Raw genomic sequence first — 17194 nt, 5'->3', positions numbered from 1 at the left:
GACTGAGGAGATAAAGCTTAAGATTGTTGTTTGATTAGGCAGTTAGGCTAAAACACACTTAGACCACCTAAAATAGAAATAGTAATTTTAGAAAAATCGGTGGTGATTCATACTAAATCTGGTTATTAAAAACTGATTATTTATTCCCCCTTCTGCCTCTTGCCTGTTCCATGAGTGCCTGTCCTAACCAAGAAGTTAATTTTGTCCTATTACTTAGGGCTTGCTGAATAATGGTAAAACCCTTTTAAAATAAAGCTTTTGACCTGTTAAAGTCCGATGTTAGTGCAAGAAAATAGGATTGCAAGGGCAACAAAGCCTGAAACTCCTGACTCCTGACTCCTGACTCCTGACTCCTACCCCCACCGAAAAACTTTTTCAGCAGACCCTACTTATCACTACCCCTCTCCCAGGCCTTCCATAAGAAAAATCCAGCTAAATTATCTCTAGCCGGACAGGGTAGTAAATTTTCAGCAGTGGGAAAACACTTCTAGGCTATGTGAGCAACTCACCATTAGTTACCGATTAAAATCAGAGCAATCAGTGATTCAACTCACAACCAATTCTAGGCTTCCACTAAACGAAAAGCCGCACCCAAACCGACAGCGATCTCATCGGGAGAAATTTTCCCATCATGGTTAATATCGATCGCATCGAATACCGCATCGGTTCCCGCCCATTCTTCCCGGGTGATGAAACCATCCCCATCATGATCATAAACTCGAAAAATATCTTCGGCGGCGTGTTCTAGGGTTGACTGACCTTCCAACTGGGTTAAACGTTGAATCAGCAGTTGTTCTAATAACTCTAAAGCTTTGGTGAAACCTTGAATACCTTCCGCTAGTTTTTCGGAAGCCATAGCATCTTCGGCGTGCATTTTCTCAAAATTCGCTTTATCCATGGGAATTTTGACAATATCAAGGGTTGCGGCCTGGTCTGGATCGAGCTTACGGGGTAAATCGGCTTCTGTCTCTTGCAATTGTTCGAGCAGTTTCGGGGAAATGGTTAAAAGATCACAACCGGCTAACTCGCGAATTTCACTGATATTGCGGAAACTTGCCCCCATAACTTCGGTTTTATAACCGAACTTTTTATAGTAGTTATAGATCTGGGTGACGGATTGGACTCCGGGATCTTCAGCGCCAACGTAGTCTTTACCAGTTTCTTTTTTATACCAATCGAGAATCCGACCGACAAAGGGAGAAATTAAGGTTACTCCCGCCTCCGCACAGGCGATCGCCTGATGAAAACCGAATAATAGGGTTAAATTACAGTGAATTCCCTCTTTTTCGAGGACTTCTGCGGCTTTAATCCCTTCCCAAGTCGAGGCAATTTTAATTAAGACTCTTTCTCTAGAGATACCCGCTTGTTCATACTGGGAAATGAGATAACGGGCCTTGTCGATGGTAGCTTGGGTATCGTAGGAAAGACGAGCATCCACTTCGGTGGAGACGCGGCCGGGGACGATTTGCAGGATTTGTAGGCCAAAACCGATGGCTAGGCGATCAAAAGCTAATTTGGCCACATCTTCCGGGGTGGCCTGCTCTCCTAATTCTTCTCTGGCCGCTTGCAGGGTTTGATCGACAATCGGCTGATATTGGGGCATTTGGGCCGCGGCCGTAATCAGGGAGGGGTTAGTGGTGGTATCTTGGGGGGTAAAAGCTTCGATCGCTTGGATATCGCCGGTATCGGCAACAACCACTGTAAATTGGCGTAATTGTTCTAGTAAGGTTTTAGCCATGACTTCTCCAGATGCGTGTTAACACGAGACTTCATCCACATCTTAGCCATTCGATCGAAAGGAAGGGGAAAATTCCTGATTGATTTAATTCCCAAGCACAGACCCGGCCAAAGTAAGGATAAGCCTGGAAATCTTTTGGCCACTTCTTGCCCAAAGTCTTCTATTTGTGATAGTATTAGTGATTGTGTCGATTTAATAAAACGGAGTTTATGCCCAAGCTAAAAACGCGAAAGGCGGCGGCCAAACGATTCGAGGCCACGGGAAGCGGCAAAAAAATCAAACGTCGCAAAGCCTTCAAAAATCACCTACTCGATCATAAAAGTGCCGAACGCAAGCGCCGTCGTTTGTCCCAGATTACCCTGGTACACGAGCGCGACGAGAAGGAAGTGCGCTTAATGTTGCCCTATTTGTAAATTTTCCAGAAAAATTGTCTAAAGGATTATCATGTCTAGAGTAAAACGGGGGAATGTCGCCCGCAAGCGACGCAAAAAAGTTCTCAAATTAGCCAAAGGTTTTCGCGGTTCTCACTCGCGCTTATTCCGTACCGCTAACCAACAGGTAATGAAGGCCTTGCGGAATGCCTATAGAGACCGTCGCAAACGTAAACGCGATTTTCGTCGTCTTTGGATTACCCGCATTAACGCGGCTGCTCGTCAACAGGGCATCAGTTACAGCCAACTGACCGGACAATTAAAGAAAGCTAATATCCTCCTGAATCGGAAAATGTTAGCCCAATTAGCTGTCCTCGATCCCGTCGCTTTTGCTAAAGTGGTAGAACTAGCCAAAGGATAATTTAGCCCCGAGCATGACGGAAACTTGGCAAACGATTCAATTCCCCAGTTCAGAAAGTGCGATCGCTTTAGCGGGTCATCAAGAAGCTAACCTCAAATTGATAGCCAGGCAAACTGGGGCGAATTTAGTCCTCAGAGGGATGGAATTGCGGATTGCGGGGCAACCGACCCCCGTGGAGCGTGCCACAGCGATTGTACGCTCCTTAAGTATTTTATGGCAAGAGGCCAAGTTAATCGCCGAAGCCGATATTATGACCGCTATCCATGCCCTCGATACGGGGCGTTCTAGCGAGTATAAAGAACTACAGCAGGATATTCTCGCTCGTACCCGTCGCGGGGAGCTAATTCGGGCGAAAACCTTCCGTCAGCGTCAATATATCCAAGCGATTCAAAGTCACGATATCACCTTTTGTATTGGACCTGCTGGCACGGGTAAAACCTTTTTAGCCGCCGTTTTAGCCGTACAAGCTTTATTAGAAGATAAAGTAGAACGGATTATCCTCACCCGGCCGGCCGTGGAAGCGGGGGAAAAATTAGGCTTTCTCCCGGGGGATTTACAGCAAAAAGTCGATCCTTTTTTGCGTCCCCTCTACGATGCTTTATACGAATTTATCGAAGCGGCCAAAATTCCCGACCTGATGGAACGGGGTAAAATCGAAATCGCTCCCTTAGCTTATATGCGGGGACGAACCCTAGCTAATGCTTTTGTTATCGTTGATGAGGCCCAAAATACCACCCCAGCACAGTTAAAAATGGTCTTAACACGCTTGGGATTCGGTTCGCGCATGGTAGTAACCGGAGATGTCACCCAAACCGATTTACCGCAACAACAAGAATCGGGGTTAATTGCCGCTCAAAAAATCCTAAAATCAGTAGAAGGGATCGCTTTTTGTTACCTATCGCGGGCCGATGTGGTCCGTCATCCTTTAGTACAAAAAATCGTCTCAGCCTACGAACAGCACGAAAAATAACAGATTGTTGAGATAGTCGCTCTTGTACTCTTGCGAGAGAGTATAGAATTAGGTTAATTTAACGCGATGTGCAACTAAAAAGGACAGAATCAGGGTTCCAGAGGATACTTTATCTCTGCTGATTTCTGAAAGCCTTGTTGTAAATCAAGACTAAAAATATAGTTGCACACCGAGTTTAATTTAGCTTTTTCCCCTTAAACTAAAACCGACAAAGACGTAGTTTAATGCGTTTCGGTATCCCCAAACCTCAAGGAATTGATAACGCTGCCATCCTTTCATTGAGCCAGTCTGAAAAGCTCTTAGGGTATATAGTTGGTTAGCCCAGTTGTGATCGTTTGGTGTAGCATGATGAACACAGTGCGCCCCTAGGCTAACTGGAAGGATGATTAGCCGAATAAAGACTGCTCCCACTAATTCCGTGGACCACTTTAACCACTCTAACCAGTGGTCTGAGCGCGGGGGGTAAGCACCCAGATATAGAGCAAAAGATTTACCAATTACCTGAGATTTAGCTGCCTCATTATCATCGGCTTCATAGGCCCAATTATGCTCCGGTAGCTGTTGCAAGAGTGCGGCTGCATAGGTTCCGAGTTGGGTAAATAGCGCCCAGAGTAAGCAGATTAAACAAGAATGGGTTAAACCCGCACAAACAGAGGCCAAGAAAAGCACAATCAGGGTAGCTATTTGATAGTTAATGGGAGCTTTAAGGAGATTAGTCAGACGAGAAAGGAAGGTTTCTCCGTAAAACTTGGGAGAGAGTAATAACTTGCCGAGATTTTGCCAATAGAAGGCCTCTTCTTGGGCAAATTCAAAACCTAACTCTTCTACTAGGTAGGGGGTATTCCCCTTGTCATTCATGGTAGCTAGGTTTTTCGGGGGGTGGTGAATTAGTAGGTGATCTTTTTTGAACAATGGAAAGGGCTTTTTCCCGGTAATTAAGGTGAGCAAACAACCTAAAAGATGGTTATAAGTGGGATATTGAGGGAAAAAAGCATTATGGGCGCAAAAGTGGGCTATTTCCTGCAATTGAGCCGCTCCAGCTACGGATAACACACATCCTAGTGGGATTAATTGCCAGTGGCTAAGAGCGATCGCTAATCCCCCTATATACTGGAGTATGCCATAGATTAGCTCTAAGGAGGGGGTGCTTTTCCAGAGAGGGGGAGCAAGGTAGTAGCCTGTTAGCCAGTCAAAGAAAGCTTGTACGAGACGATTATCGCTGATTTGGAGCATCCCTAGGCGTGGATTATCCCTTAAAGCCGATGCTTGTGTTGGGGTGGTTTTTTTGAGTATCATAGCAGTAGAAAATAAGTTGTACTGTCCTGAAAATGGTTAAATAACCAAATTCAGGCGGTTTTATTAGCTGTGTAGCCGTTCAATTTTTCGATAGTGCTGGACTAATTGCCCATCACTAAAAAACGGCTTTGGAGAGATTTCTATCTCGAAGGCAAGATTAATTACCCAAGCTTCTTTGGGTAGATACCCCAAGAGATTTTTTAGCCTCTCGGTTAGTGATTTTATCTGATCAGTTGATAGATACATAGGCTTAATTCCTCTGTTCTTTTTTTTATAATAAACTTGCAAAATAGAGGAATTGGTAGCATTTTGATCGTCTTTTTTAAAATTTCCAAGGATCTTTTTGCGTGCTTTTCAGTGGCTAAAATGATCTTTTGAGCCTTCTCAAGGATCTTTTTGTTACAAACCGATCTTTTTGTTACAAACCGTTGCTAGTGCCTGGACAGACTTAAGTAGCTGGTTATAATTAAATTAAAAATGGATTTTAGGTTCGATCCCCCCTGCCCCCCTTGATAAGGGGGGTGCCGATCCCCCCTTAGTCCCCCCTTTAATCCCCCCTTAATAAGGGGGGCATCTGACAATTTTTAACGCCTAGACAGACTTATTAGCTCTTGCTTGGGAGTCCTGTGTGTGATAGGATTAGTGTTGAGTTACTTATCACTACAACTGTCTAAATTATGACTAAGGAAGAGTTTGTGGATAATGTCCGAGAATTGTTGCGCGAGGGAAAACAGAATCTAACTCTAAGTGAATTAGAATTAAAAGGTATTAAAGGATCTTATGACGGATTAAAGAATAAAGAAATTTTAGCTTCAGCTAATTGTAATTGCACTGAAGGACATTTTAGAAGAGAAATGTCAAAATTTTTTGAGAAAATCACCAACGCCTTTAATCATGTAACAGGAGAAAATAGAGAAAAAATACGTAAAGAAAAATTCGTGCCACTGATTGAAGAATATATTAACTTAAAAAATAAATCGCAAATCATTAATAAGATTAACGTAGAGAATAATGATAAGATTAAAATCTTTGAAAAGTTAAATAATGAATTAAAGATAAAAAGACCGATGACTGCTGCTATAATCAAATCCTATTTATCTGATGATCCTAAAATACAAAATAGTAACCTTAAGGAATTGATTGAGAAGATTAAAGATTATGAAGAAAGTTTTTTGTTTAGCTTACTACATAACTTAGCTCATGATCAACGCCTTGATGATCCATTAATTCAATCAATTTTTGAGCAAACGGTCAATGATTTAAAAATGCAGACAAATATTAGTGACCTTGATTATGAGCAATTAACAAGCACACAATTAGAGCGGATTGAATTACCGAAGGAAGGGTTAGAAGCCTATTTAATTATCAAGGTGGACAGTAGCAAAGAGCTTCAGCATAAGAATATTACGACTATTGAAAATATTGAAAAATATCTAATAGGAGCTTGGTTTTGGCGATTAAATCCTAACAACATTCAAAACAAAGATATTAAGCATATACCCCTGTATGATCATAACCATACTTTAACCCATATTATTAATGACTGTCGAGAACGGAGTGAAGAAATAACGTCCGTTGAGTTCTTCGCCGATGAAAAGCTATTGTCTAGCGATTTTGAATCTTGGGAGTATAAAAGTGAATTTAAACCAAATACTAAACTAAAAGAAAATTACTTTGTTAATAGTCGTCTTTCAGAAAGGTCTTCTTTAGACAAAACTTCTGACCCATACAAAAAATGGATAAAAAAATGGGAGAAATTACAAAATGAAGCAATAATCGTAGAAGACATACAAGATAATGACTGTAAACATCACTGCCGCCGACAAGAAAATTTAACCCTATGGATTAATCTTTGTGATTGTAAACAAAGTCATGAAGAAATGCTTATAGAAATAGCATCAGAAGGCATACCTTTAGCCCTTTGGTCACGCCGTTATAATTTATCGCCAACTCACAGAGAGGAAATTAATGCTCTAGTTAGCAATCAACCCATCACCGAACTGCCAAAACTAATACATGAGGCAAGAAATCCACCTGAAAAACAGGAATCCCAATCTGACTATTTCGGGAATCATTTATCATTACTTCTAGAAGACCCTAATCGGACGCCACCCTTCCACTACTTAACATCTCAGCACCTAGGTTAACTAACTATGAATTCATGGAAAATCTTTAAAGGCAATCATGAAAAACGCTCAAAGGATGAGATTACCTGGCCAGAAATCCCACCTTGGCGAAGCTTCGCCACCGACAAGTCCGAGGAGCGGGGAAAACAACTCATAGTTGACGATAAAACCAGGGAAACCGTAAACGCAGCCATTCACCTACGCCGGCCTATTTTAGTCACAGGGAAACCGGGTACAGGGAAAACCTCCCTAGCCTACGCAATCGCCTACGAATTAGACTTAGGAGAAGTATTAGTCTGGCCAATTAATACCCGCACCACCCTACAAGAGGGATTATACTACTACGATGCGATCGCACGTTTGCAAGATTACCAACTAGAAGAAAAAAAAGACATAGGGCAGTATATCCGCTTGGGTCCCTTGGGGACAGCCCTCTGTCCGAGAAATTATCCCCGGGTACTGCTTATCGATGAGATAGATAAAAGTGACATCGACCTACCTAACGACCTCTTAAACCTTTTTGAAGAGGGAAAATTTGAAATCACCGAACTTTCCCGACTCGCTAAAGATACCGAAAACGAACCAATACCAGTACAAACCCATGACGGTGAATGGGAACCCATCCCCCAAGGCAAGGTAAGCTGCCAACAGTTCCCCATAGTGATTATGACGAGCAACGGGGAGAGGGATTTTCCCCTACCCTTTAAACGTAGATGTCTGCTCTTAGAAATCCCCGAACCCACCCCAGAGGTACTAAAAGACATAGTAAAAAGCCATTTTAATTATAAAGAAGCCAGTAGCGAAAGTAAAAAAATAGAAGCAGCGATCGCAGAATATGTTAAAAAACGAGAAAAAGGGGAACTAGCAACAGACCAGCTTTTAAACGCCGTCTTTATGAGCATGAGCATGAGCATGGGCGAAAATAAACCCACGGATGCAGAATTAAAGTCCCTTACCAACCTACTATTTACCTACCTCACCGACACAGGCAATACATGACCCAAACCCCTCCCACACCAGAACTGATTGATAAATTTATCACCTTTGTCAAGGGCAGGGGATGGGACCTAGACAGTTACCAGATAGCTGATAGTTTATGGTGGTATGTTCTCACCCAAGAAGAGGAGGGAAAACCCCAACCCCCTCCAGAGCCTAGGGAAGAAAAGAAAGAAACCCCGACCACTAACACCCCCCCCCAGGAGAGTAAAAACGAAACCCAAGAGCCAGCAGCCCCTGAAGTTCTCTTAATACGGGGGACAGAAGCACAAAAACAGCCTGAGAAGATAGGCGCAGACACCCTACCCATTAGCCTCCCCGGCGCCAAATTCTGGCGAGAAACCCGAAAATTAGGGCGGGCAGTGCGTCCCCTTATCCAAAAGATAGACTCAGCCACCCAAAGACAAATAAACCTAAACAGCACCGTACAGAAATCGGCCGAGTATAGCATCGGCAAGAGAGATGGCAGTTTAGCCCTAATACCCGTTTACCAAGCCAAAAAAGTCCGTTCCCTAGAGGTAGTTTTACTGATTGAAGAATGGGCCTCCATGGTCTTTTGGAAAGAAATGGCTGGGGAAATCCGCGATTGGCTAGAACAAATCGGCGCATTTCGGGATGTCAAACTCTACCGCATCGGATGGGACGAAGACAAGCAAAAATTAGCCATCCGTACCTACTCTAACGATACTTGCTCAATTCACCCAAAAGATCTCATCCATCCTCGCGGCGAAAGACTTATCCTCTTCTACAGTGATTGTACTTCCCCAGACTGGTATCAAGGACGCTATAACCAAGCTCTTCAGGACTGGGGAAAACACCAAATTGTCACCCTGCTTTCTCCCTTCCCGGAAGCAATGTGGGAAAGAACCGCCCTTAGTCGAGGTTGGTTCGTCTCCCTAGTCAACCAAACCCCCCGGAAACCTTCACAAAACTGGAGATTTACCTCCATCCCCCTGCTACTACAAATTGAGAACGAAGAGGAAAATCAACATATTCTCAGAGAAACAATCCAAAAAACCTACTTTCCCCTACCCACCATCTCCCTAACCCCTTCATCTTTAAAAGCTTGGGCGCTTGTTCTCAGTGGTGACAGCAACGCCACCTGTGCGGGGGTACTACTAGAAAAATCCCCCCAAAACAGAGAAATACCCGCAACTATTTCTCCGGAGATGTCTGGGAAGCAAGCTCTAGAACTATTCGCTAGTACCGCCTCACCTCTAGCTTGGGAATTACTGAAAAAATTAGCCGCAGCCCCGGTAAATCTTCCCATCATCCGTCTTATCCAAAGCAAACTTTTAAGCGCCTCTAACCCCCTAAACATAGCAGAAGTCATCCTCAGTGGTTTTCTCAAAGTCTATCTAGGAGGGGAACCAGTGAAGTGGGACAAAGGAGGTAAATTTAACTTTCATACTCCCCCCAACAGCCTAGATTTTGAATTTGATGATGAGGTGAGAGAGCTTCTGCTCACTGAACTAGGGAATAGCCGCGCCTTAGAGGTAATTTTTGTCCTCTCGGAATACATCGCCCAAAAACTCAACCTGAGTACCACCACCTTTTTTGGTCTTATTCTTACCAATCCCCAGGTTCTCCTCGGCAAAGAAGCTGCTAATCTAGTCCGCGCCTTTGCCAAGGTATCTGCTAAGGTTTTCCGAAAGCTAGGGGAAGCAAAGTACCAAGAAATTAGCCAAAAGCTGAAATCTATGGTTGACTCACCTCCACCCCTACCGGTTGAGGAAAAGTGGCTGAGGAAATATAAAACCGTAACCATAGCGAAGGTAAAAGAGCTTACGGGAGGAGAGGAAATATTGTTTCAACTGCTCAAGGATAGACTTAAGGATTTCAGCGTAGAAGATGGGGAACTGTATCAGCGCCTTCGTTTAACCCCTGAGCAGCTTAAAATTTTGGCAAGCGAAGAAATAACCGCCGAGACAATCCCAGTCCACTTTAGGGAAGTCTTGGATAACACAGAAGAAGAAATCATCACCGAGAAATTTAACCTAACCCTGTTCAAATCTGAAACCGTTTTTGTGGATGAGAGGGGACAAATTACCGCCAAAGAACCCGTGAGAGCCTTCTACTTTGAAGAAAATCCCCCCAGCTTAAAAATGCTCTATATTCCTTCGGGGGAGTTTTGGATGGGAACCGAAGAGAGGGAAATAGCGCGGCTAGTGAAAAAATACGATAGGGATTGGTTTCAACGAGAATCCCCCAGATATTTAGTAAAAATCGCCCCGTTTTACCTAAGTCAAACTCCGATTACCCAAGCTCAATGGTTATATATTGCCCAAAGAGAAGATTTAAAAGTAGAGCGAGATTTAAAACCAGAGCCATCATATTTTAAAGGCAGCACAAACCCCGTTGAAAATGTATCTTGGTTAGATGCCGTAGAATTTTGCCAAAGGCTCTCTAAAATGACCAAGAAACAGTATCGGCTGCCCAGTGAGGCGGAATGGGAGTATGCTTGTCGTGCTGGAACCACCACCCCCTTCCACTTCGGAGCAACCCTCACCTCAAATTTAGCTAACTACGATGCTACGAAACCCTTTGCTAAGGAACCAGCAGGAGAATATCGCCAGCAAACCACCCCCGTGGGGCAATTTCCCCCCAATGGTTTTGGTTTGTATGATATGCACGGAAATGTCTGGGAGTGGTGTCAGGATGACTTCTGGGAAAATTATCAAGGCGCATCTAGGGATGGTAGTCCTCGGCTAGAAAAGAGCAAAAAACAGCAAAATCAGGCAAATAAAGCTCTGCGCGGCGGTTCTTGGTACGTCATTCCGTATCTCTGCCGTTCCGCTTACCGCAGCAGCGATGACCGCCGCGACAGCAACAACGACAGCAGTTTTCGGGTGGTGTGCGGTGCTGGGAGGACTTTGTAACCCTTTTTCTCTTTTTTCCCTTTTTACCCTTTTTCGATTTTTTTGAACAAATGTACTATATATGAGTTGGCTGATAAGTAGCTGGTTATAATTAAATTGAAGACGGGTTTTGGGTTTCCCCCTTATCAAGGTAGGGTTGATTCATGAATCAACCCTACAATCAAACCTAGAATCAACCCTACAATCAAACCTAGAATCAACCCTAGAATCAACCCTACAATCAATTAATACTAGGATTCATCATGTACCAAATCACTCTTTCCCTACCTGATGAAACCGCTCTCGCTTTACATCTCACCCCAGAACAACTAGCACAGGAAATCTCTCTTCTTGCTGCCATTAAACTTTATGAATTGGGAAAACTTTCCTCTGGCACTGCTGCTAACTTAGCAGGTATTCCGCGAGTTGTTTTTCTTTCTAAACTTGCAGACTATGGAGTTGATACCTTCCGACTCAAGGAAGCAGAATTAATCGAGAATCTGGCTAATGCCTAACGTCATTGCCGATACATCACCGATTCAATACCTCTATCAGACTAACTTACTTGACTGATTCCCTCTCACTGATTTAGGAAAAGGAGAAAAAGAAGTATTAGCTTTAGCAATAGAAATTCCCGATTTTCTCGCTTTACTTGATGATGGTTTGGCGAGACGATATGCAAATTTATTAGGAATAAAACTCACTAGAACAATGGGAATATTATTAAAGGCTAAACAAAATGGTTATCTACAACGTATTGAGCCAATTCTTAATCAACGTCTCGACTTCGCTCGATGTTGACCCTTCGGCCTCGCTCAGGGTCAACTAGAATTGCTGAAGTTTCGCTTAGATGCCACTACTCGTACTTCTGTGTTAAAATTAGCTGGTGAAGGATAGAGTATAAAATCAATTTTTAATTTAATCATAATCACTTACTTATGCCTACAATAATCATCCAAAAGACCCAAAAACGTCTTTTAATCTATAGAGAAAAACTCACCGATGACCTAGACATAGAATTAGTCAAAATACCATCGGGAACCTTTACAATGGGTTCTTCAGAACAAGAAAGTAGTAGTAAAAGTGAAAAGCCTCAACACAACGTTACCCTGAAAAACTTCTTGATGGGTATTTATCCCATTACCCAAGCTCAATGGTTATATATTGCCCAAAGAGAAGATTTAAAAGTAGAGCAAGATTTAAAACCAGAGCCATCGGAGTTTAAAGGCAGCACAAACCCCGTTGAAAGGGTAAATTGGTTAGATGCTGTGGAATTTTGCCAAAGGCTCTCTAAATTAAGTAAAAGAAAATATAGGCTACCAACGGAAGCTGAGTGGGAGTACGCTTGTCGAGCGCAAACCAAACCCTTAAATCTCGACAAAGGAGAAACCTACCCCCCCTATCACTTTGGGGAAATTCTTACCCCAGATTTAGCCAACTATAATGGCAATCTCCAAAAAACCACCCCTGTTGGGCAATTCTACGCCAACGACTTTGGTTTATATGATATGCACGGAAATGTCTGGGAGTGGTGTCAAGATGATTGGTGCGAAAACTATGAGGAGATAAAAAAGAGCAAAAAACAGCAGAATCAGGCATATAAAGCTCTGCGGGGCGGTTCTTGGTACTACGATCCGGATTTCTGCCGTTCCGCTTGCCGGCTCCTCAGCGACCGCCGCGACAGCCCCTTCAGCAGCCTGGGTTTTCGGGTGGTGTGCGGTGCCGGGAGGACTTTGTAACCCTTTTTCTTGCATGAGTAGAAAACGGGTTTCTCCGAGAAACCCGTTTTCTGTGGGTTACTCAACGGATTTAGGATAAATTGCTTGTTGAGACGAGACAAGAGGCAACATTAAAGGGATTGGGGGAAGTTCGGCTAATCTAAGAATAAGCGGTTTAAATGCGTCTTAGCTTACATCAACAGCTGCTCAGTTATTAGTATTCTCCCCCATCATTTTTTTTCTGGTCTAAAACATGATTATAGATCACACTTTTGAGAGATTGCCAAAAGGGAACTAATAAAATATTCAGAAGTAAGAAAATAGTAGTCAGACCATAGAAAAACATCGCCATTTGTCGGAAAAAAAGAGGATTTTCCGTGAGCGTTTCCCAGTCCTCCACCGATTCCAAACTACTATAAAAAGAAGAAAAATTGAACCAAAGGGGAATTGAAGCCAAAGCCCCTGACAGAAGATAAACTGGAATAATTAATAAACTGGCAATAAATATCACTCCCACAATTCTCCAAGCCGAGTTTTTAGTTAAATGCCAACCTCTCTTGATTGCTTGCCAACTGTCTAAATTATCTTCAATTACTAAGGGCAATTCTGCAATATAAATCCGAGCAGATAACCAAAGGAAGAAAACAGGAAGACAGAAAAAAGCCAGTAAAATAAGCAATACACCAAGGATGGGGATAAAACTTACTAGCACCAGAGACAGCGTTATCGCCAAAATTATTGCCGCTCCCAACAAACCGATCAAAACCTGCATCCACCACAAGCGCCACATTTTCGGCTTAACTTTTTTTTCCGCTTGTCCGGCAGTTTCTGGCTGATAAATGATGTCTTGAAAAGCTAATCGCGAGATAACCGCATTATTGAAAAGAGACTTAGCGGCCGAGAAAATTTGTATCGGGAAAAGAAATAAACGTAAACCGATATCGCTGCCTTGTTCGGGGGTAATTGTTTGATAAAGTAATTGACTGAGAATTAATTGCAAAACTAAGGGAAAAAGCGACCACAAGCAGGCGCGGACAGCAAAGAATACATAAGTTGGAAAGCGATCACGATAAAGACGGAAGGCAGTATTAATCGTATTGCCAATAGTCAAAGGAGCGATGGAATTGTTAGTCACTGCGGGACTCCTTACAGAATGCCACCACCATATTAGGTTAAGTAACTAATAACAGCTAAAAACTTCCAATTTAATCAATATTTCCAGCTAAGACAACAATTTTGCTAAAGTGGTAGAATTTGGCCAACGATTCAATTCCCCAGTTGAAAAATTGCGATCGCATTGATGGTCTTAACTCGCTTGGGATTCGGTTCGCGCATGGTAGTAACTGGAGATGTCACCCAAACCGATTTACCGCAATCACAAGAATCGGGGTTAATTGCCGCTCAAAAAATCCTAAAATCAGTAGAAGGGATCGCTTTTTGTTACCTATCGCGGGCCGATGTGGTGCGTCATCCCTTAGTACAAAAAATCGTCTCAGCCTAGGAAAAGCACGAAAAATAACAGATTATGGATATTAAACATGGTTTCGTCGATGCGGTGGGTAATACTCCCCTAATTCGTCTCAATAGTTTTAGCGAGGAAACTGGCTGCGAGATTCTCGGTAAGGCCGAATTTCTTAACCCCGGTGGTTCGGTCAAGGATCGCGCCGCTTTATATATTATCCAAGAAGCGGAAAAAGCCGGTACTCTCCAACCGGGGGGAACCGTTGTCGAAGGAACTGCCGGCAATACTGGCATCGGTTTGGCCCATATCTGCAATGCTAAAGGTTATAAATGCCTGATTATCATTCCCGATACCCAATCCCAAGAGAAAATCGACCTCTTAAGAACCCTTGGCGCGGAAGTGCGTACTGTTCCCGCCGTTCCCTACCGAGATGCCAATAATTACGTTAAATTATCGGGGAGATTGGCCAGTGAGATGGAAAATGCTATCTGGGCCAATCAATTCGATAATCTGGCTAATCGTCGCGCTCACTACGAAACCACCGGCCGGGAAATCTGGGAACAAACCGACGGTAAAATTGATGCTTGGGTGGCTGCCACGGGAACCGGGGGAACCTACGCGGGGGTGGCGATGTTTTTAAAAGACCAAAATCCGCAGGTGCGTTGCCTGGTGGCGGATCCGATGGGTAGCGGTTTATATAGTTATGTGAAAACCGGGACAATTACTCTGGAAGGTAGTTCAATTACTGAAGGGATTGGTAATAGTCGTATTACGGCTAATATGGAAGGCGCACCTATAGATGATGCCATTCAAATTGATGATCCCACTGCCATCAAAGTTGTTTATCAACTATTACAAAAAGATGGTTTATTTATGGGGGGTTCTGTGGGTATTAATGTCGGTGCTGCCGTGGCTTTGGCTAAACAAATGGGGCCAGGCCACACCATCGTTACTGTTCTTTGTGATGGTGGGTCTCGTTATCAATCTCGTTTATATAATCCTCAATGGTTGGCTGAGAAAGGATTGGCTTAAATTCTTGTTAGGGTTAAGTCAGCTAGATTAAGGCGATGAACCCAGAATTTTACAGGAAAATCAGGAATTATCGGCTCGGAGATTAGTTGGGATAATGGTAGCGGTAGGGCAACAATTAGAGAAGGCAGCAGGGGAAAATGAGGCGCAATGTTTGGCAAACACTTGAGACAAGATAGACAATAATACTGATGACTATCATTATTAGGAGAATCATCAGATGTCAGTTACTATAGAACAGGACCTCAAAGAAATTTTAGGTTCAATTAATCAGAAGTTAGATAATCTGCAAAAAGATGTTATGGATATTAAAATAGTACAGGCGAGATTAGAGGAAAAAGTCGATAGTTTAGAAAAAGATATTGAAGGAGTAAAAGCAGATACAAAAGAATTAAAAGGCTCTCAGAAAGCCCAGATTTGGACGTTAATCGGCATCTTGGGAACAGCTTTACTAGGAACAGTCATTCGCTATATTATTCTCCCTTTTTCTCAATCATAATTAGGAGCTGCTGAAAAAGTTTTTCGGTGGTGGCAGGGTGTGGGGTGTGAGGGGTGTGAGCTAAAATAGGTTAGTTGCGGTGCGTTACATTAACATTAACGCACCCTACGAGATCGGCAATCGCACTTGATTGGGTTTTAGTTGAATATTCATGATGACACTAAATTACATTTGTTCTTGAAAAAGATTTTGAAATGGCTCCGTATTTTTCCAACGATAGGTATTGAAATCTCGATAATCAACGGAAAGAATTTTACCTGAATCTAATTCTTCTGCCAAAATAACTAAGGATGCGTCGGCTAAATCCATTGGCAAATCTCTATATTTTTGCATCAGTTCTTCAAGGCGTTGGCAGTGTTTAGTTTTGAGGTTGAATACCTGTAGTTCTCCTGTGGATATTTTATGAATAAAGGTTTTTGGAGCATTTATTCCTACTCGTTTTTGTAGTAAGTAGCAAGTTTCAGTGACAACGCACCAGGTTGTAATAAATTGTTGATTGATTAATTTTTGAAATTGTTTTTTTGCTAATGGGTGAAGTGAGTCGTTTTTATTGGCAAGGGCCAGCCAGAAACCAGTATCAACAATGATCATATTTTTGATTAAGTTCACTTGTTAAATAGGTTTTATAGTTTTGCGAAAGGTCTGGTTCAGCTTCTATACAACCGATAAAGTCAGACCAATCTTGTGTTCCCTGCTCTTTAATTTCCTGTTGGTTGGGAGAATATCGTTTTTTTAGAATATCTACAAGTTCAATAATAGTCTGTTGTGCGTCGAGGGGAAGGGACGCAATATCTTTTTGAATTGTTTCTAGGTTTACCATTGTCATTATCTTTTTATAGTTTATTCTATCAATTTTAAAATAAAATACGGGAGATTCACTATTGGTTTGCTTGTTATCTCGTTATCCCGTTCCCAGGTTCTACCTGGGAATGCTCCCTTCAGGTTCTACCTGAATATCGCTTTAAGGCAGAGCCTTAAATATTGTATTCCAAGTTGGCGCTAAAGCGCAACTACGAACCTTAACTCAAACTACAGATTACTACCCCAATTTTCTCAAAAAAAAATCGACCCGCCTAGCGGCGGGAAAGAAAAAAAAAAGAAAAAAGTAAAAAAGAGGAAAAAGGGGAAAAAGAGAATAAGGGTTACAGAGTCCTCCGGGCACCGCACACCACCCGAAAACCGTTGTAGCGGCTGTCGCGGCGGTAGAGGTCGTAGTCGCGGAAAGCGGAACGGCAGTCATTCGGATAGTCGAACCAAGAACCGCCCCGCACTATTAGATAATCATTATCATTATCAAGCCACGCCGAGCCATCATCCGGCGCTCCAATATAGTTCCCGTGCCAATTGTCTTCGCACCACTCCCAAACATTGCCACTCATGTCATACAGTCCCCAACCATTGGGCTTTTTCTGTCCTACGGGATGAGTTGTGTCATTAGAATTTTCGTCATACCAAGCGTAATCTCCTAACTGATTATCATTATCACCAAAATAATAGCGAGTGGTTGTCCCGGCACGACAAGCATATTCCCATTCCGCTTCTGTGGGTAGGCGATAGGTTTTCCCTGTTATTTGACTCAATTTCTGACAAAAAGCTTGAGCATCGTCCCAACTAACCTGTTCTACCGGATTTTGGGGATTATTTTTAAAGTGAGAGGGATTGTTTCCCATTACTGCTTGATATTGTGCTTGAGTAATGGGATATTTGCCA

General features: G+C 42.8%; 17 protein-coding genes and 2 pseudogenes. 12 read left to right on the top strand and 7 right to left on the bottom strand.

Going from position 1 to position 17194, the window contains the following annotated elements; genetic code table 11:
- Positions 1–562: 562 nt before the first annotated feature.
- A complete protein-coding gene (locus BGL89_RS07125) occupies positions 563–1738 on the bottom strand; it encodes a transaldolase (RefSeq protein ID WP_286825097.1) in 1176 nt (391 codons plus the stop codon).
- Positions 1739–1947: 209 nt separating this feature from the next.
- On the opposite strand from BGL89_RS07125, the gene rpmI reads away from it, so the two are divergent.
- The 3 genes from rpmI to BGL89_RS07110 are packed head-to-tail and all read left to right on the top strand — an operon-like array spanning position 1948 to position 3500.
- A complete protein-coding gene (rpmI, locus tag BGL89_RS07120; protein WP_002781071.1) occupies positions 1948–2151 on the top strand; it encodes a 50S ribosomal protein L35 in 204 nt (67 codons plus the stop codon).
- A gap of 31 nt (positions 2152–2182) precedes the next feature.
- On the top strand, positions 2183–2530 hold the full coding sequence (gene rplT / locus BGL89_RS07115; protein ID WP_002791991.1) for a 50S ribosomal protein L20: 348 nt from the start codon (positions 2183–2185) through the stop codon (positions 2528–2530).
- Positions 2531–2543: 13 nt separating this feature from the next.
- Positions 2544–3500 carry a PhoH family protein gene (locus BGL89_RS07110; RefSeq protein WP_002772048.1) on the top strand — a complete coding sequence of 319 codons (957 nt, stop codon included), beginning with the start codon at positions 2544–2546 and terminating at the stop codon, positions 3498–3500.
- A 180-nt stretch (positions 3501–3680) separates the two neighbouring features.
- Here the strand turns inward: BGL89_RS07110 and BGL89_RS07105 are convergent, their stop codons facing one another.
- On the bottom strand, positions 3681–4796 hold the full coding sequence (locus tag BGL89_RS07105; protein ID WP_287697598.1) for a fatty acid desaturase: 1116 nt from the start codon (positions 4794–4796) through the stop codon (positions 3681–3683).
- A 63-nt stretch (positions 4797–4859) separates the two neighbouring features.
- The gene (locus BGL89_RS07100; protein ID WP_286825095.1) at positions 4860–5042 is read right to left on the bottom strand and encodes a hypothetical protein; all 183 of its coding nucleotides are present in this window, start codon (positions 5040–5042) and stop codon (positions 4860–4862) included.
- Positions 5043–5473: 431 nt separating this feature from the next.
- On the opposite strand from BGL89_RS07100, the gene BGL89_RS07095 reads away from it, so the two are divergent.
- The 6 genes and pseudogenes from BGL89_RS07095 (at position 5474) to BGL89_RS07075 (ending at position 12515) form a co-directional block, all read left to right on the top strand.
- On the top strand, positions 5474–6943 hold the full coding sequence (locus BGL89_RS07095; protein WP_286825094.1) for a VMAP-C domain-containing protein: 1470 nt from the start codon (positions 5474–5476) through the stop codon (positions 6941–6943).
- A 6-nt stretch (positions 6944–6949) separates the two neighbouring features.
- Positions 6950–7921, top strand: a complete 972-nt coding sequence (locus BGL89_RS07090) for an AAA family ATPase (protein WP_286825093.1) — start codon at positions 6950–6952, stop codon at positions 7919–7921.
- Positions 7918–10797: a formylglycine-generating enzyme family protein gene (locus BGL89_RS07085; protein ID WP_286825092.1), complete on the top strand. Its 2880-nt coding sequence runs from the start codon at positions 7918–7920 to the stop codon at positions 10795–10797. Before BGL89_RS07090 ends, BGL89_RS07085 begins: the two co-directional genes overlap by 4 nt.
- A 242-nt stretch (positions 10798–11039) precedes the next feature.
- Positions 11040–11291 carry a UPF0175 family protein gene (locus tag BGL89_RS07080; RefSeq protein ID WP_286825091.1) on the top strand — a complete coding sequence of 84 codons (252 nt, stop codon included), beginning with the start codon at positions 11040–11042 and terminating at the stop codon, positions 11289–11291.
- Between the two features lie 79 nt (positions 11292–11370).
- Positions 11371–11577, top strand: a pseudogene (locus BGL89_RS21460) (PIN domain-containing protein); the annotation flags it as partial.
- Between the two features lie 137 nt (positions 11578–11714).
- Complete coding sequence (locus BGL89_RS07075) at positions 11715–12515, top strand: formylglycine-generating enzyme family protein (protein WP_286825090.1); 801 nt, start codon at positions 11715–11717, stop codon at positions 12513–12515.
- Positions 12516–12708: 193 nt separating this feature from the next.
- Here the strand turns inward: BGL89_RS07075 and BGL89_RS07070 are convergent, their stop codons facing one another.
- Positions 12709–13629, bottom strand: a complete 921-nt coding sequence (locus BGL89_RS07070) for a hypothetical protein (protein WP_286825089.1) — start codon at positions 13627–13629, stop codon at positions 12709–12711.
- Between the two features lie 165 nt (positions 13630–13794).
- Here BGL89_RS07070 and BGL89_RS07065 point away from each other — a divergent pair.
- The 3 genes and pseudogenes from BGL89_RS07065 to BGL89_RS07055 all read left to right on the top strand — a co-directional run.
- Positions 13795–13995: pseudogene (locus BGL89_RS07065) on the top strand (PhoH family protein); the annotation flags it as partial.
- 24 nt (positions 13996–14019) lie between these two features.
- The gene (locus BGL89_RS07060; RefSeq protein ID WP_004162818.1) at positions 14020–14988 is read left to right on the top strand and encodes a cysteine synthase A; all 969 of its coding nucleotides are present in this window, start codon (positions 14020–14022) and stop codon (positions 14986–14988) included.
- 217 nt (positions 14989–15205) lie between these two features.
- Positions 15206–15484: a hemolysin XhlA family protein gene (locus BGL89_RS07055; RefSeq protein ID WP_286825088.1), complete on the top strand. Its 279-nt coding sequence runs from the start codon at positions 15206–15208 to the stop codon at positions 15482–15484.
- 165 nt (positions 15485–15649) lie between these two features.
- Here the strand turns inward: BGL89_RS07055 and BGL89_RS07050 are convergent, their stop codons facing one another.
- From BGL89_RS07050 to BGL89_RS07040, 3 genes are all read right to left on the bottom strand, one after another.
- Positions 15650–16075, bottom strand: a complete 426-nt coding sequence (locus BGL89_RS07050; RefSeq protein ID WP_286825087.1) for a type II toxin-antitoxin system VapC family toxin — start codon at positions 16073–16075, stop codon at positions 15650–15652.
- Positions 16062–16310, bottom strand: coding sequence for a hypothetical protein (locus tag BGL89_RS07045; RefSeq protein WP_287673129.1), 249 nt, complete (start codon positions 16308–16310; stop codon positions 16062–16064). The genes BGL89_RS07050 and BGL89_RS07045 overlap by 14 nt, the downstream gene beginning before the upstream one ends.
- A 316-nt stretch (positions 16311–16626) precedes the next feature.
- Positions 16627–17194: formylglycine-generating enzyme family protein (locus BGL89_RS07040; RefSeq protein WP_286825085.1), on the bottom strand; the 568-nt coding region annotated here is incomplete at its 5' end.

The organism is Microcystis sp. LSC13-02 (genome assembly GCA_002282935.1).
Taxonomy (GTDB): domain Bacteria; phylum Cyanobacteriota; class Cyanobacteriia; order Cyanobacteriales; family Microcystaceae; genus Microcystis.
Note: the sequence above shows the minus strand (reverse complement) of the source record. Positions and strands in the feature narration are given on the sequence as shown.

Coding starts and splice junctions, on each gene's coding strand:
- BGL89_RS07060 (WP_004162818.1), top strand. CDS start 14,020: ATGGATATTAAACATGGTTTCGTCGATGCGGTGGGTAATACTCCCCTA.
- BGL89_RS07055 (WP_286825088.1), top strand. CDS start 15,206: ATGTCAGTTACTATAGAACAGGACCTCAAAGAAATTTTAGGTTCAATT.
- rplT (WP_002791991.1), top strand. CDS start 2,183: ATGTCTAGAGTAAAACGGGGGAATGTCGCCCGCAAGCGACGCAAAAAA.
- BGL89_RS07125 (WP_286825097.1), bottom strand. CDS start 1,738: ATGGCTAAAACCTTACTAGAACAATTACGCCAATTTACAGTGGTTGTT.
- BGL89_RS07045 (WP_287673129.1), bottom strand. CDS start 16,310: ATGACAATGGTAAACCTAGAAACAATTCAAAAAGATATTGCGTCCCTT.
- BGL89_RS07105 (WP_287697598.1), bottom strand. CDS start 4,796: ATGATACTCAAAAAAACCACCCCAACACAAGCATCGGCTTTAAGGGAT.
- BGL89_RS07050 (WP_286825087.1), bottom strand. CDS start 16,075: ATGATCATTGTTGATACTGGTTTCTGGCTGGCCCTTGCCAATAAAAAC.
- BGL89_RS07090 (WP_286825093.1), top strand. CDS start 6,950: ATGAATTCATGGAAAATCTTTAAAGGCAATCATGAAAAACGCTCAAAG.
- BGL89_RS07110 (WP_002772048.1), top strand. CDS start 2,544: ATGACGGAAACTTGGCAAACGATTCAATTCCCCAGTTCAGAAAGTGCG.
- BGL89_RS07095 (WP_286825094.1), top strand. CDS start 5,474: ATGACTAAGGAAGAGTTTGTGGATAATGTCCGAGAATTGTTGCGCGAG.
- BGL89_RS07075 (WP_286825090.1), top strand. CDS start 11,715: ATGCCTACAATAATCATCCAAAAGACCCAAAAACGTCTTTTAATCTAT.
- BGL89_RS07080 (WP_286825091.1), top strand. CDS start 11,040: ATGTACCAAATCACTCTTTCCCTACCTGATGAAACCGCTCTCGCTTTA.
- BGL89_RS07085 (WP_286825092.1), top strand. CDS start 7,918: ATGACCCAAACCCCTCCCACACCAGAACTGATTGATAAATTTATCACC.
- BGL89_RS07100 (WP_286825095.1), bottom strand. CDS start 5,042: ATGTATCTATCAACTGATCAGATAAAATCACTAACCGAGAGGCTAAAA.
- rpmI (WP_002781071.1), top strand. CDS start 1,948: ATGCCCAAGCTAAAAACGCGAAAGGCGGCGGCCAAACGATTCGAGGCC.